Below are 14,746 nucleotides of genomic sequence, written 5' to 3'. Positions count from 1 at the left end.
CGCCAACCTACTGTGCGAGATCGGTTCGCGCTCATCCAAGGACCCGCTTGCCACTCCCGTCGTCCAGCCGTTCCGTGCGCACCCAGCCGTCCCAGCCGCGCTCGCGCATCAGCCGCTTCAGCCGCCGCGCCCGCGGGTCGTACTCGACGGCCAGCGAGTCCAGCAGGTCGAACGGAAGCTCGTCGTGCTCGCCCGCGTCCTGCGCTCCGGCGGCCGGGTAGATCTCGCCGGCGGCGTACGCCTGCTCGGCCAGCCCGGCCATGATGTCCGCCGCCTCCTCCAGCCGCCGGTCGTCACCCGCGGCCGGGCCCGGGGCGGTGTCGAAGATCTCGGACAGGACCTGGTAGAGCCGGACGATCCGGGGGTCGTCCAGCTCGGCGAGCTTCTGCGGCATCCACTCGCGGACCCGGTCCGGCCAGCGCGCGGTGACCAGGATCCACCCGTCCCGCTCACCCGCCACCATCCGTTCCGACGCCCCGATCTCACGGAGTCGGTCGAGGTAGCGGGTGACCTCCGGCGGCAGCGTGAGGCTGTCGCCGGCGGCCAGCCGCGCGATTCGCCGACGGTTGGTCTCCAACCGCGCGATCTCCTCGCGCAGCCGGCCGTCGATCCGGTGGACGGCCGCGGCGAAGGTCGCCGCGTCGGCGTCGAGCAGCTCGCCGATCTGCGACAGCGGCACGCCGGCGTCGGCGAGGGTGCGGATCCTGACCAGGGACACCACCGCCGCCGCGCCGTACCGCCGGTAACCCGAGGCGTCCCGCTGCGGCTCGGGCAGCAGCCCGATCTGGTGGTAGTGCCGCACCGCGCGCACGGTGACGCCCGCGTACGCGGCCAGCTGACTGATGGTGAGCATGCGCAGATCCTGCCCTGACATCGTCCCGAGCCGGCGACGCCGGTCAGGAGGTTCGACGTCGCCTCAGGAGGCCCGGCGACGGTAGGTGACGGCGGCGACGAGGTACGCCACTACGAGGATCCCGACGCACCAGGCGAGGGCGATCCACAGGTCGGTGCCGACCGGTTGCCGGGCGAACAGGCTGCGGATCGCGTCGACGATGGCGGTCACCGGCTGGTGCTCGGCGAAGGCGCGTACCGGGCCCGGCATGGTGCCGGTGGGGACGAACGCCGAGCTGACGAACGGCAGCAGGATGAGCGGGTAGGAGAACGCGCTGGCGCCGTCCACCGAGCTGGCGGTGAGGCCGGGGATCACGGCGAGCCAGGTCAGCGCCAGGGTGAACAGGACCAGGATGCCGGCGACCGCGAGCCACCCGAGCACGCCGGCGCCGGTGCGGAAGCCCATCACCAGGGCGACGCCGACGACCACCACCAGCGAGACCAGGTTGGCCACCAGCGAGGTCAGCACGTGCGCCCAGAGCACCGAGGACCGGGCGATCGGCATGGACTGGAACCGTTCCAGGATGCCGCCCTTCAGGTCCAGGAACAGCCGGTACGCCGTGTAGGAGATGCCGGACGCGATCGTGATCAGCAGGATGCCGGGCAGCAGGTAGTTGACGTACGAGTCGGACCCGGTCTCGATCGCGCCGCCGAAGACGTACACGAACAGCAGCATGAAGGCGATCGGCATGATCGCGGTGGAGATGATCGTGTCGGGGCTGCGGGAGATGTGTCGCAGCGAGCGGCCCAGCAGGACGGCGGTGTCGCCGACGAAGTGCTTGTTCATCGTGGTGCCTTGTCCGTTCCGGCGCCGACCAGGTTCAGGAAGACGTCCTCGAGGGTGGGCTGCTTCTCGACGTACTCGATCTCGGCGGGCGGCAGCAGGCGCTTGAGCTCGTCGAGCGTGCCCTGCACCAGGATCCGGCCCTCGTGCAGGATCGCGATCCGGTCGGCGAGCTGCTCCGCCTCGTCCAGGTGCTGGGTGGTGAGCAGCACGGTCGTGCCGCCCTCGGCGAGCTCCTTGACGGCCTGCCAGACCTCGATCCGGGCCTGCGGGTCCAGCCCGGTGGTCGGCTCGTCGAGGAAGACGACCGGCGGATTCCCGATCAGGCTCATCGCGATGTCCAGCCGCCGGCGCATGCCGCCGGAGTACGTCGCCACCCGCCGGGCACCCGCCTCGGTCAGCGAGAAGCGCCGCAGCAGGTCGTCCGCGATCGCGCCCGGACCGCGGAGGTGCCGGAGCCGGGCGACCAGGACGAGGTTCTCCCGCCCGGTGAGGATCTCGTCGACCGCGGCGAACTGCCCGGTGAGGCTGATCGACTCGCGTACGGCGGCCGCCCGGGTGGCCACGTCGAAGCCGTTGACCAGGGCCGTGCCGGCGTCGGCCCGCAGCAGCGTGGAGAGGATCTTCACCAGCGTGGTCTTGCCCGCCCCGTTCGAGCCGAGCAGGGCGAAGATGCTGCCGCGCGCCACGTCGAGGTCGACGCCGCGCAGCACCGTCAGTTGCTTGAACGATTTCTCCAGACCGCGCACCTGAATCGCGGGCTGGACAACCTCGTCGGTTGTCGGTGGGATGCTCATGGCGGTCAGCATGGAGGGTTGACGCAGCGTCAGGGTCAAGCCCGCCGCGCAGATCCGCGCTGACCTGTCCGCGACGCCGGGCGCAGGCCCGCCGCCCGTACTCGAGGATGGTCGCTGCCCGTCCTGGCCTAGCTGCGTCGGTGGTAGTGGTTGCGGCGGGGGAGTTGGTCGGGGTCGAGCCAGGCGGGCGGGCGGAACTCGGGGTGGCCGTCCCCGCCGAGCCGGACGGACCAGTCGCCCCGGTGCAGGTGCCGGTGATGATGGCCGCAGAGCAGGACGGCGTTGTCGAGGCTGGTGGGGCCGCCGTCCGCCCAGTGCCGGATGTGGTGGGCGTCGCACCAGCGCGGCGGCCGGTCACAGCCCGGGAAGGCGCAGCCGCCGTCCCGCAGCACCAGGGCGCGGCGCAGCGGCCCGGCGATGAGCCGGCGCTGCCGGCCCACGTCGAGCACCTGGCCGACGCCGCCCAGGACGGCGGGCAGGATGGCGGCGTCGCAGGCGAGCCGCCGCACCGCGTCGGCGCCGAGGCGCGGGCCGACGTCGAGCGCGCCGTCGCCCAGCTGTCGGGTGAGCGCGTCGTACCCGGTGGTGACGACGAGCTGGGCCGGGTCGCCGCCGTTCTCGGGCAGCTCACCGGTGCGCAGCGCGAGCCGGCAGACGTCGGCGAGGGCGTCGTGGCGGCGTTGACCAGGGGTGCGGGTGTCGTCGGGGCCGGCGGGTGCGGTGAGCGGGTCGATCGCGGCCCGCAGCAGGGCGGCGGCCTCGGTGTCCAGGGTGCCGGTGAGGCGCAGCCGGCCGTCGGGCCACTCGCTGACGGTGAGGTGCCGGTCCCGGGCGGCCCGCTCGGCCTCGGCCGCCAGCGCTACCGCGGCCTGGGCGTCGGCGACGTCCGGGGCGACGTGGTCGAGGATCCGGGTGCCGAGCCGGCGCAGCAGTGTGGCGTCGAACTGGGCCGCCCAGTCGACGAGCACGCTGACGGCCTTGTCCGCGGCCTCCACCCCGGCGGCGGTGTGCACGGTCCCGACCGTGTCGGCGATGACCCGGACCTGCGCCACGTCGACCGCCCCGCCGGCCAGCGCGTCCCGCACGCCCGGCGGGGCGGCGTCCAGCAGCGCGGCGAGCTCGACCAGGCGGCGGGCCGCGCCGACGTCGAGCCGTAACCGGTCGCGCAGCCAGACCGCCGTCGAGGACGCGCCCTGGGCGGTCGCGGTGCCCCGACCGTCCAGCTCGCGCACCAGGGCCAGCTTGACCGCGGCCAGCCGCTGCTCGGTGCGGTGCGCGGCCTCCAGCGCCGCGACCAGGTCGGCCTCGCCGGCGGCCCAGACGGCCGCGTGGGAGCAGGCGGCCACCGCGGCCTCCGCCTGCTCCCACACCTCGTTCATGGGTCGAGATTAGAACAGGCGTACGATACTTCTTGTCGCTCGTGGACTCCACTTCCATCGGCGGACGGGCAGCCTGCGGGAGATCCGGTGGCCGGTGATCGACGGGCTCGGGGCGGGTGACGTCAAACTCGTCGTGGCCTTCGCCGGCTCGCATGAGCATGTCGGCGAGGATCTGACCGAGGCGATCTTCATGCCCCCACCCCTTTCCCCGGCTCGACGGCGCCGCTGGCCGCCGCCACGACTGGCGGGTCGCGCGGGGTGCCGCCGCCCCGATCGACCTTCGGCGGTGGGCTTTCCGGTGATCAAGGGTCTGGTAGCCGAGGCCGCGCCGCTGCTGAAGTCCCCGCCCGGAACGGCGGTCTGACCGTCGCGGTCAGCCCGCCTCGACCGGCCCGGCGGGAGGTGGCGGGGCGTCCCGTCGCGGTCAGCCTGCGGCGCCGGCCGAGCGGTAGACCTCCAGCGTCTGCCGGGCCACCGCGTCCCAGGCGAAGTGCTCCACCGCCCGCTGGCGGCCGGCCAGCCCGAACACCTCGGCGCGCTTCGGGTCGGCCAGCAGCTCGTTGATCCGCGCGGCCAGGTCGGCGACGAAGCGGGTCGGGTCCAGCGGCCGGCCGCTGCCGTCGGTGGCCTGCTCGATCGGCACCAACAGCCCGGTGTCGCCGTCGGCGACCACCTCGGGGATGCCGCCGGTGGCGGTCGCCACCACCGCCGTTTCGCAGGCCATCGCCTCCAGGTTGACGATCCCCATCGGCTCGTAGACCGAGGGGCAGACGAAGATCGTGGCGTGGGTGAGCACCTGGATCACCTCGTGCTTGGGCAGCATCTCGGCCACCCAGATCACCCCCGAGCGGTTCGCCCGCAGCTCGGCGACCAGGCCCTCCACCTCGGCGGCGATCTCCGGGGTGTCGGGCGCGCCGGCGAGCAGCACCAGCTGGGTGTCGGCCGGCAGCTCCCGGGCCGCACGCAGCAGGTACGGCAGGCCCTTCTGCCGGGTGATCCGCCCGACGTACACCACGCTGGGCCGGGCCGGGTCGATGCCGAGCCGGTCCACCACGTCGGTGCCGTGGTCCGGGGCGTACTGGGTGGTGTCGATGCCGTTGTAGACCACCCGGACCCGGTCCGGGTCGACCGCCGGGTACGCGGCCAGCACGTCGCGGCGCATCCCGGCGCTGACCGCGATCACCGCGTCGGCGGCCTCCACCGCCGTCCGCTCGCACCAGGACGACAGCGCGTACCCGCCGCCGAGCTGCTCGGCCTTCCACGGCCGCAGCGGCTCCAGGCTGTGCGCGGTCACCACGTGCGGCACCCCGTGCAGCAGCTTCGCGGTGTGCCCGGCCAGGTTGGCGTACCAGGTGTGGCTGTGCACCACGTCGGTGCCGGCGCAGCCCGCGGCCATCTCCAGGTCGACGCCCATGGTGGCCAGCGCGGCGTTCGCACCGGCCAGGCCGGGCGGTTCGGTGTACGCGGTGACGCCCGGCTCGCCGCGCGGCGCGCCGAAGCAGTGCACCCGCACGTCGGCCAGTCGGCGCAGCTCGCGGGCCAGGTATTCCACGTGCACCCCGGCGCCGCCGTACACCTCCGGCGGGTACTCCCGGGTGAGCAGGTCGACGCGGAGACCGGCGGAGTCGCTCATGCCCGGCACCCTAGTGCAGATCCGGCGCCGCCACCCGGCGGCGGCTGCCACCCGACGGCAAGAGTGTGCCCGTCCGAGTGGTGAACTCCGGGCGGGATGGATAGCGTCAGAGCATGGCTGCCAAGGTGCTCGCGATCGTCCTGGCCGGCGGAGAGGGCAAGCGCCTCATGCCGCTCACCACGGACCGGGCCAAGCCGGCCGTCCCGTTCGGCGGGATGTACCGCATGGTCGATTTCGTCCTGTCCAACCTGGCGAACGCCGGCTATCTGAAGATCGTCGTGCTGACCCAGTACAAGTCCCACTCGCTGGACCGGCACATCACCAAGACGTGGCGGATGTCGACCCTGCTCGGCAACTACGTCACGCCGGTGCCGGCGCAGCAGCGCCGTGGCCCGTGGTGGTTCGCCGGCTCCGCCGACGCGATCTACCAGAGCTTCAACCTGATCAACGACGAGCAGCCGGACTACGTGATCGTCTTCGGCGCCGACCACATCTACCGGATGGACCCGCGGCAGATGGTGGAGGACCACATCGCGTCCGGCGCGTCGGTCACGGTGGCCGGCATCCGCCAGCCGCTGTCGATGGCCGACCAGTTCGGCGTGATCGAGGTCGGCGAGGACGGCAAGCGGATCCGGGCGTTCCGCGAGAAGCCGACCGACGCGGTCGGCCTGCCCGACTCGCCGGGCGAGATCTACGCCTCGATGGGCAACTACGTCTTCAGCACCAAGGCGCTCTGCGAGATCGTCGAGCGCGACGCGGAGGACAAGTCCAGCAAGCACGACATGGGCGGCAGCATCATCCCGATGCTGGTCGAGCGGGGCGAGGCGAACGTCTACGACTTCAAGGACAACGAGGTGCCCGGCAGCACCGACCGCGACCGCGGCTACTGGCGGGACGTCGGGACGCTGGACTCGTTCTACGACGCGCACATGGATCTGATCAACGTCCACCCGGTGTTCAACCTCTACAACTTCGACTGGCCGATCTACACCGACCAGCCGCCCTACCCGCCGGCGAAGTTCGTCCACCAGTGGGGCGAGCGGGTCGGCCGGGCGGTCGGCTCGATGATCTCGCCGGGCGCGGTGATCTCCGGCAGCCTGGTGGAGAACTCGGTCGTCTCGCCGAAGGTGAAGGTGCACTCCTGGGCGCACGTCGACGGCTCGGTGCTGATGGAGGGCGTCGAGATCGGCCGGCACGCCGTCGTCCGCCGGGCCATCCTGGACAAGAACGTCTTCGTTCCGGAGGGCGTCGAGATCGGCGTCGACCTGGAGAAGGACCGGCAGCGTTACACCGTCTCCGACAACGGCATCGTCGTCATCGGCAAGGGTCAGCGCGTCGAGCCCTGAGCCTGCCCCACCGCACCACACCCCAGGAGGAAACCCCAGTGGCCCACCCCCGTGCCGGACAGCCCGCCGAGCCCGCCGACCTGGTCGACGTGCCGCGGCTGCTGACCGCCTACTACGCCGAGCACCCGGACCCGTCGGACCCGGCGCAGCAGGTCTCGTTCGGCACCTCCGGGCACCGGGGGTCGTCGTTGAAGAACGCGTTCAACGAGGACCACATCCTGGCCGTCACCCAGGCCCTCTGCGACTATCGCCGGGAGCAGGGCCTCTCCGGGCCGCTCTTCCTGGCCCGGGACACCCACGCGCTCTCCGCGCCGGCCGAGGCCAGCGCGCTGGAGGTGCTCGCCGCCAACGGGGTCACCGTGCTGCGGGACAGCCGGGACGGCTACACCCCCACCCCGGCGCTGTCGCACGCGATCCTCACCCACAACCGGGGGCGCACCACCGGGTTGGCCGACGGCATCGTGATCACCCCGTCGCACAACCCGCCGGACGACGGCGGCTTCAAGTACAACCCCACCAACGGGGGCCCGGCCGACACCGACGTCACGAAGTGGATCCAGGACCGCGCGAACGCGATCCTGTCCGCCGGGCTCAAGGAGGTGCAACGCATCCCGTACGCCCGGGCCCGCGCCGCCGACACCACCGGCACCTACGACTTCCTCGCCGGCTACGTCGACGACCTGCCGGCGGTGCTCGACATCGACGCGATCCGCGACGCCGGGGTGCGGATCGGCGCCGACCCACTCGGCGGGGCCAGCGTGGCGTACTGGGGGGAGATCGCCGAGCGGCACCGGCTCGACCTCACGGTGATCAACCCGACGGTCGACCCGACCTGGCGGTTCATGACCCTGGACGGCGACGGCAAGATCCGGATGGACTGCTCCTCGCCGAACGCGATGGCCTCGCTGATCGCCGCCCGCGCCGACTACCAGGTCTCCACCGGCAACGACGCGGACGCCGACCGGCACGGCATCGTCACCCCCGACGGCGGCCTGATGAACCCCAACCACTACCTGGCGGTGGCGATCGGCCACCTGTTCCGTACCCGCTCGCAGTGGGGCCCGGGGGCCGCGGTCGGCAAGACGCTGGTCTCCTCCTCGATGATCGACCGGATCGCGGCCGACCTGGGCCGGCCGCTGCTGGAGGTGCCGGTCGGCTTCAAGTGGTTCGTGCCCGGCCTGCTCGACGGCTCGGTCGGCTTCGGCGGTGAGGAGAGCGCCGGCGCGTCGTTCCTGCGCCGCGACGGCGGCACCTGGACCACCGACAAGGACGGCATCCTGCTCTGCCTGCTCGCCTCGGAGATCATCGCGACCACTCAGAAGACCCCGAGCCAGCACTACGCCGAGCTGACCGAGCGCTTCGGCGCCCCCGCGTACGCCCGGATCGACGCCCCCGCCACCCGGGAGCAGAAGGCGGTGCTCGGCAAGCTCTCCCCGGAGCAGGTCGGCGCCACCGAGCTGGCCGGCGAGCCGATCACCGCGACGCTCACCGAGGCGCCCGGCAACGGCGCGAAGATCGGCGGCCTGAAGGTGACCACCGAGTCGGGCTGGTTCGCGGCGCGGCCGTCCGGCACCGAGGACGTCTACAAGATCTACGCCGAGTCGTTCCAGGGGCCGGAGCACCTGGCCCGGATCCAGCAGGAGGCCAAGTCCCTGGTCGACGGGGTGCTCGCGAAGGCCTGAGGGGCGGCGGGTGGGGGCAGCTCGCGGCGATCGAGCTGCCCCCGCGGCTACCCGGACGACGCGCGCCTCTCCTGCTGGGCGGCACCGCGCTCGATCACCGCGGGGAGCGTCCAGGCTGGCACGGCCGACGGGCGGATGACGACTTCTTACCCCTCTATTGACCCCAATCGGGGTAAGAGGGCGTTTTGTTCATCTATCCTCCGGAAGAGGCTGTTGATCCGGATCGACGCGACGGCCGAACCGAGTCCCCCGGCAAAGGCGAGATGCGATGAACAAGACGACCCTCCGCGAGGCGGTACGGCACGGCTTGCACGTGACGGCCCTCGATCGCCTCCTGTTCAGGAAACGGTCCGCCCGGGGTCTGCCGGTCGACTACCTGTTCGCCGGCAGCCGGGCGAAGGTGTTCGAGCAGGTCTACCACCATGGCGTATGGATGATGACCGACGACCAGCAGTCGCGCTCCGGCACCGGATCGGCGCTCGGCGCGACCGGCCAGCTACGCGAAGCGCTACCGGGGCTGCTGGCCCGGCTCGGCGCGCGTTCCCTGTTGGACGTCGGATGTGGCGACTTCAACTGGATGAGCGAGGTGGATCTCGGGGCGGTGGAGTACACCGGCGTCGACATCGTGCCCTCGGTGATCCAGGACAACCTGGCCCGGCACCGCACCGCGAAGCGTTCCTTCCGCTGCCTGGACGCGGTGACCGAGGCGCTGCCGCAGGCGGACGCGGTGCTCTGCCGTGAGGTGCTGTTCCATCTCTCCTTCTCCGACGCCGAGCGCCTGCTGGACAACATCCGCTCCAGCGGCGCCCGTCACCTCATCGCCACGACGGACACCGCCACCGGGTTCAACTCCGACATCCGTACGGGCGACTTCCGGCTGCTCAACCTGCGTCGGCGCCCGTTCGCGTTCCCGGAACCGCTGCATGTGATCGCCGACGACGTGGTCCAGCCCGGCCGGGGCGTCGGAGTCTGGCGGATCGAGGAGATCTGACTTGATCCGCTCGTGCGCGCCTGGTCGGGCCCCGGGTCACCGGGCCGGTTCACGGCAGACGACTCTCGCAACCGATGCCCGGTTGCCTCGTTGGCCCGTGGGATGAAGCGGATGAGGAAGCAGGCGACGAACCTGGCATCCCCAGCGCCGACCATTCCCACTCCGAGGTCGCCGTCGCATCGCCGAGTCGCGCTGGTGACCCACAACCTCGACGACAGCGGGGGCGTCGTGACGGTGGCGCGTTGGTTCCATGACACCCTGACCAGCGCCGGGTACGAGGTGGACCTGCACAATCTCGCCACGTCCAGCGTCGACCCGGCCAGCCGCCGGCTGGCCCTGCCGTGGGCCTGGGCGCGCCGAAGCGTCCGAACGCCACTGAGGAGCGCGGACGGGTGGCACTGGGGAGCGAACGCGGTCGAGGTCGAGTGGATGCGGTACCGCCCGCGCCGGGAGCTGTCCACGGTGTTGCGCGGGTACGACTGCGTCCAGGTCGTCTGTGGCACGCCGGCCTGGGCGGGGGTCGTCACCGGGCTGGGGGTGCCGGTGGTGCTCCAGACGGCGACGTTGGCGGCCTGGGAACGGGCTGCCTACTTCGCCCGGCGCCTGTCGCCCGCCGACCGCTGGCGGCAGTTGATGGCTGCCGGTGTCCCCCGGCTGGAACGCGCGGCGCTCCGCGAGGTCGACGCCGTGCTGGTGGAGAACCCCGCCATGGCGGACTTCGTCCGCTCCGTGGGACAGCAGCGGGTGGTGCTCGCCCCGCCCGGCGTGGACACCTCGTCGTTCGTTCCCCCGGCCGCTGGCTGGCGTCGGGAGGGCTACCTGCTGTCGCTGTGCCGGCTGGCCGATCGGCGAAAGGGGTTGGACCGCCTGGTCGACGCGTACGCCCTGCTGGTGGAGGCGGATCCCGCCGTGCCGGACCTGGTGCTGGCGGGTAACGGGAGCCTGCCGGAGGACCTCGTGGCCCGGATCGCCGCACTTGGGGTGGCGGACCGCGTTCAGGTCAGGCCGGACGTGCCCCCCGCCGACCTCGTCCGGCTGTACCAGGACGCGTCGGTGTTTCTGCAGACCTCGTACGAGGAGGGGCTGGGCCTGTCGGCGATCGAGGCGATGGCCTGTGGGCTCCCGGTCGTCTCCACTGCCAGCGCCGGTGCGATGGAGGTGGTGGTGGACGGTGTCACGGGCTGCCTGGTGCCGCTGGAGCCGGCCGCCGCGGTGCCCGCCGCGGTCGCCGCACGGACGGGGGAGCTGCTGCACGGCGCGGGTGGTGAGGCCGGCCTGCGCGGTCGGCAACGAGCCGTCGAACGGTTCTCCACCGAGGTGGCCGCTCGTGCCGTTCTGAAGACGTACGACGAGATCCTCGCCGTGCGGCCGGTACGTGCTCCGGAGTCGCCGCCGGCCCGCGCGGATGCAATACGGAGGGGTTGACGTGCGTCGACGACCGATGATCGGGGTCGCCCGGTCGGGACCGAGCGGACTGCCGGAGGGACTGCGGTGACGGGGACGATGGTGGACCTGAGGGCCGGGCGGACCGACGCCCGCGAGGGACCCAAGCGTCTCTCCAGGTTGAACTGGTTGCTGGAGTACTACCCGATCAGCACGGTGGTCCTGGCGCCGTACGCCGTCCTGATCATCCCGATGGCGCTTCTGTACCACAACCCGCACCTCGGCTTCATCTTCATGCTCCTGGGGCTGGCCCTGAGCGGCACCGTCACCGCGGAGACCTTGTTCCCCGGGCGGATGAGCCGGCGTGGTCAGTGGCAACGCGGTCTCGCGGAGGCGAACGCCCGACATCCCCGCCTCGCGCTGATCGCCCGACTGGTCACGGTGGTCAGCATCGCGGCCGACCTGGTCGGCGTGTCGCAGGGGCGCGGCACCATCTTCACCCAGGTCACCGAAGAGGTGCCACACTCCACCCTGGCCCTCACGTCGTCCCTGTTCACGGGTTGGCGATACCTCGCACTGGCGCTGCTGCTGGCGAGCCTCGCCGGAGGCCTCATGCGCCGGCGCACGTTCCTGCTCTGGACGGCCGCGCTGATCGCCACCGAGGTGATCGTCGTCCTGACGACAGCGAAGTCCGAGCCGCTGATCTCGTACCTGTCGTTCGCCGTCGCGATGGCAGCCATCTGTGGCGTGATCCGGCCCCGCGTCGTCGTCGTCCTGGTGACGGTGCTCCTGCTGGCGTGGCCGACCCTCTACGCGGTGCGCAACGAGGTCCGGGTCGACGGCGGTGTGCAGGTCTCGCAGGACGTGACGGCCGAGGACCGATTGCGCTTCGACCTGCAGGTGACGCGGGCCGCCGAGTACGACGTCCCGGTCGACCTCAATCAGCCCGGTCTCGCCGACATGGTGCGCTACGGGCTGGTGCCCCGACTCTTCGACCCCGGCCGCGCTCCGATCTCGACCGGTAACGCCATCAGCAGATACATCGATGGCCCCTCGACGTCCGCGTACACCTTCCTCACCATGGGCACGGTCTACTTTCTTGAGGGCTGGTGGGGGGTGGTGCTCTTCTACCTCGGCTGGGCGATCCTGGCCAGCCTGCTGTTGCGCGCCGGGCGCGGGCCCGGCCCGATCCGACTGAGCCTCTTCGCAATCGTGGTGGGCGGACCCTTCCTCTGGACCAGCGCCTATCCGGACACCGTTATCGGGTACCTGCAGTACGCGGTCGCCGGACTGCCGGTCCTGTTGCTGATCCAACTGACCAAGCGCCGGGTCAGGACCGGGACACCGAGCGAGGCGCCGGTCCGGCGGCTTCGGGGATGACGGCACAGACGTCGGGGCGGACCGGCGTCCACCCCCGGCGCGGCCCGGTCGGCCGGCACCGCTCCGCTGGGTCGGCAACGGGTTACCATCGGCGGACCGGCGCAGCCCTGGCCGCGAACGGCCTGTCCAGCCTGGGCAATTTCCTCATGTCGCTGGCCATCGCCCGTGGTGAGTCGCTGTCCGGGCTGGGTCAGTTCGCCCTCTCCTTCTCGGTCTACATCTTCGCCATCGGGTTGGTCCGGGCGACGGTCACCGAGGGTGTGCTCGCCGGCGGGCCGCAGCAGACCGTCACGGCGATCGGCGCCGGCGTCCGCAGGGCATGCGCGATGGGCGCCGGGATCGGCGCGGTGGCGGCCGGGGCGGGCCTGATGATCGGATCCCGGTACCTCGTGATCGTCGGCATCGCGCTGTGCGGTCTCGTGGTCTACGACTACACCCGGGGGGTCAGTCTCGGCATGAGCTCCCCCCGCGCGGCGTGTGCCCAGGACGCCGTGTGGACGGGCGCGACCGCGCTGGGCGTCCTGGCGGCCCTGCTCGGACTCGCCACGCCGCTGGTGATCTTCGTGGTGTGGGCCGGCTCGGGAGCCGTCCTGGGTCCGTTCGTCGCCGCACGGCGTGGGTACCGGCCGGTGCCCGGCTGGGGGCTGGACCGCGCCGGCACCCGCAACGCCATCAGCTTCGGCCTGCAGTTCCTGATCACGTCCGGGTCGGCGCAGCTGGCCCTCACCGGGCTGGCGGCGACGGCGGGCGTCGGCGTGGTCGGCGCGCTCGGCGCCGCCCAGACCGTGTTCGGCCCGGTAGCGTTGCTCACCGCCACCCTGTCGGCGATCGTCATCCCCTACCTCGGTCGGACCCGCGCGGTCACCGCCCGCGCGCGGCTTCGTACCGCCGGACCGGTCGTCCTGGTGGCGGTCGGGCTCATCGTGCCGATGGCACTCGCGATCAGTCTCCTGCCCGACGAGGTCGGCCGAGCCGTCATCGGCGACAACTGGGCCGTCGCGGGACCGCTGCTCCCGCTGCTCGGGGTGGAGGCGGTGCTGGTGCCGGCGGCTCTCGTCGCGTTCGCCGGGCACCGCGTGCACCGGGCCGGCGCGAGGGCTCTGCTGGTCGGCGCCGGTCTCGGACCCGTCCGGGTCGTGGTGGTGGTCTCCGGCGGCCTGCTCTTCGGTGCCCGCGGCGCCGCCGCCGCACTGGCCGTGATGGCGGTGGTCAGTGCGAGCTGCTGGTGGCTCAGCTACCTGTCACTCAGGGAGAAGGAGGAACCGTGGCACGGTCCAGCGTAGGTCTGATCTGTCTCGGCGAGGCGGCCAACTTCGGCGACGACCTCATCATGGTTGCCGGGGTGGCGGCGATCGCCGCCGCGCACGAGGACGTCGAGGTGCGGTACCTCAGTTTCGGCAGTCCGGTGAAGTGGGACGAGATCGGCGAGCGGCTCGGCCTGCACCTGGATCCGCTTCCGGTCCGTCACCAGCGAGAGCTGCCGGGTTCCCGCCGAAGTGAGCTGGCCTTCGCCGACTCCGACGCGCTCCTGGTCGGTGGTGGGGGCCTGTTCCAGACCAGCCACCATCCGCACACCCCCTACCTGTGGTTGAGCTACCTGCCGCGGCGTCTGCCGGCGGTGCCCGTGCTCGGCGTCGGGTTGGGGCTGGGGCCGCTCAGTGATGACTGGAGCCGCTGGTTGCGTCGGCTCGGCTCCCCGTTCGACGAGTGCTATCTGCGGGACGCGGACTCGGTCGCCCTGGCCGAGGACGTGCTGGGGTGGCCGGTGCGGCGGTGCCGGGACTTCGTGGACCAGGTCTTCCTCCGGCAACTCGGCGTCGAGGCTCCACCGGCAACGGGTGAGCCGGCCCGACTCGGGGTGGCGCTCCGGCGGTGGCCCGGGCTGGAAGTCGGGCCCACCGTCCGGCACATCGCCCGGATCGCCGAATCCTCGGGGGCCGACACGATCCGGCTGTTCGTGTTGGAGGCCGGTGCACAGGGCCCCGACGTGATCTTCACCGACCGGATAGGGCGGGAACTGGGACGCGACGCCGAGGTCGTCCCCTACCGCGGGGTCGATCTGCTGGCGTTCACCGAGGCGATGGCCCGGTGCACGGTGGCGGTGTCGATGAAGCTGCACTCCAGTGCGGTCTGGGCAGCCATGGGCGTGCCGATCTTTCCCATCTCCTACGCGCCGAAGACCGCGGCGTTCTTCGGACAGCCGTTCCACGGCCTGACGGTCTACGACCGTGTCCTTCCGCCCGCCCGCGACCCGGCGGCGGTGCCCCGGGCGGCCGACGTCGTGGGCCCGTGGGTCGGGCAGGCGCTGGCCGGCGCCGTCCGCCCCGGCCGCGCCGTGCTGCCGCGCGGTGAGCGGCTGAGGTTGCAGACCTCGAGTACCGCGGTCGACGCGTACCGCCACCTGGGACGCAGGGTGCGGGGCGTGGTGCATTCCGGGGGACGCTGAGCCCCGGCAGGGTGGCGGTGGGGAGATCGGAGGA

At 72.1% G+C, this 14,746-nt stretch carries 13 protein-coding genes; 8 read left to right on the top strand and 5 right to left on the bottom strand.

Translation table 11 applies throughout. From position 1 onward, the window contains the following. Nucleotides 1–31: 31 nt before the first annotated feature. From ACFY3U_RS11055 to ACFY3U_RS11040, 4 genes are all read right to left on the bottom strand, one after another. Nucleotides 32–853, bottom strand: a complete 822-nt coding sequence (locus ACFY3U_RS11055; protein ID WP_387198542.1) for a MerR family transcriptional regulator — start codon at nt 851–853, stop codon at nt 32–34. Nucleotides 854–916: 63 nt separating this feature from the next. After that, nucleotides 917–1,678, bottom strand: coding sequence for an ABC transporter permease (locus ACFY3U_RS11050; protein WP_387198539.1), 762 nt, complete (start codon nt 1,676–1,678; stop codon nt 917–919). Then, the gene (locus tag ACFY3U_RS11045) at nt 1,675–2,472 is read right to left on the bottom strand and encodes an ABC transporter ATP-binding protein (RefSeq protein WP_387198536.1); all 798 of its coding nucleotides are present in this window, start codon (nt 2,470–2,472) and stop codon (nt 1,675–1,677) included. Before ACFY3U_RS11045 ends, ACFY3U_RS11050 begins: the two co-directional genes overlap by 4 nt. A gap of 128 nt (nt 2,473–2,600) precedes the next feature. Next, nucleotides 2,601–3,851 (bottom strand): DUF222 domain-containing protein, encoded by a 1,251-nt coding sequence (locus ACFY3U_RS11040; protein ID WP_387198533.1) that lies wholly within the window; start codon nt 3,849–3,851, stop codon nt 2,601–2,603. 94 nt (nt 3,852–3,945) lie between these two features. On the opposite strand from ACFY3U_RS11040, the gene ACFY3U_RS11035 reads away from it, so the two are divergent. After that, nucleotides 3,946–4,215, top strand: coding sequence for a hypothetical protein (locus ACFY3U_RS11035; protein ID WP_387198530.1), 270 nt, complete (start codon nt 3,946–3,948; stop codon nt 4,213–4,215). 60 nt (nt 4,216–4,275) lie between these two features. Here the strand turns inward: ACFY3U_RS11035 and glgA are convergent, their stop codons facing one another. Continuing rightward, entirely contained in the window at nt 4,276–5,484 is a 1,209-nt protein-coding gene (glgA, locus tag ACFY3U_RS11030; RefSeq protein ID WP_387198527.1) for a glycogen synthase, read from the bottom strand. A gap of 113 nt (nt 5,485–5,597) precedes the next feature. On the opposite strand from glgA, the gene glgC reads away from it, so the two are divergent. From glgC to ACFY3U_RS10995, 7 genes are all read left to right on the top strand, one after another. Beyond that, the gene (glgC, locus tag ACFY3U_RS11025) at nt 5,598–6,830 is read left to right on the top strand and encodes a glucose-1-phosphate adenylyltransferase (RefSeq protein ID WP_387198524.1); all 1,233 of its coding nucleotides are present in this window, start codon (nt 5,598–5,600) and stop codon (nt 6,828–6,830) included. Between the two features lie 38 nt (nt 6,831–6,868). Beyond that, the gene (pgm, locus tag ACFY3U_RS11020) at nt 6,869–8,512 is read left to right on the top strand and encodes a phosphoglucomutase (alpha-D-glucose-1,6-bisphosphate-dependent) (RefSeq protein WP_387198521.1); all 1,644 of its coding nucleotides are present in this window, start codon (nt 6,869–6,871) and stop codon (nt 8,510–8,512) included. 268 nt (nt 8,513–8,780) lie between these two features. Further along, nucleotides 8,781–9,503, top strand: coding sequence for a class I SAM-dependent methyltransferase (locus tag ACFY3U_RS11015; RefSeq protein WP_387198518.1), 723 nt, complete (start codon nt 8,781–8,783; stop codon nt 9,501–9,503). A 195-nt stretch (nt 9,504–9,698) separates the two neighbouring features. Further along, nucleotides 9,699–10,928 (top strand): glycosyltransferase, encoded by a 1,230-nt coding sequence (locus ACFY3U_RS11010; RefSeq protein ID WP_387198515.1) that lies wholly within the window; start codon nt 9,699–9,701, stop codon nt 10,926–10,928. A 66-nt stretch (nt 10,929–10,994) separates the two neighbouring features. After that, on the top strand, nt 10,995–12,266 hold the full coding sequence (locus tag ACFY3U_RS11005) for a hypothetical protein (protein WP_387198512.1): 1,272 nt from the start codon (nt 10,995–10,997) through the stop codon (nt 12,264–12,266). Beyond that, entirely contained in the window at nt 12,263–13,549 is a 1,287-nt protein-coding gene (locus tag ACFY3U_RS11000) for a hypothetical protein (protein ID WP_387198509.1), read from the top strand. The genes ACFY3U_RS11005 and ACFY3U_RS11000 overlap by 4 nt, the downstream gene beginning before the upstream one ends. Then, a complete protein-coding gene (locus ACFY3U_RS10995; RefSeq protein ID WP_387198506.1) occupies nt 13,531–14,712 on the top strand; it encodes a polysaccharide pyruvyl transferase family protein in 1,182 nt (393 codons plus the stop codon). The genes ACFY3U_RS11000 and ACFY3U_RS10995 overlap by 19 nt, the downstream gene beginning before the upstream one ends. Nucleotides 14,713–14,746 lie beyond the last annotated feature (34 nt).

Origin of the sequence: Micromonospora sp. NPDC000089, from assembly GCF_042899365.1 — a bacterium.
In the GTDB taxonomy this organism is placed as follows: domain Bacteria; phylum Actinomycetota; class Actinomycetes; order Mycobacteriales; family Micromonosporaceae; genus Micromonospora.
Note: the sequence above shows the minus strand (reverse complement) of the source record. Positions and strands in the feature narration are given on the sequence as shown.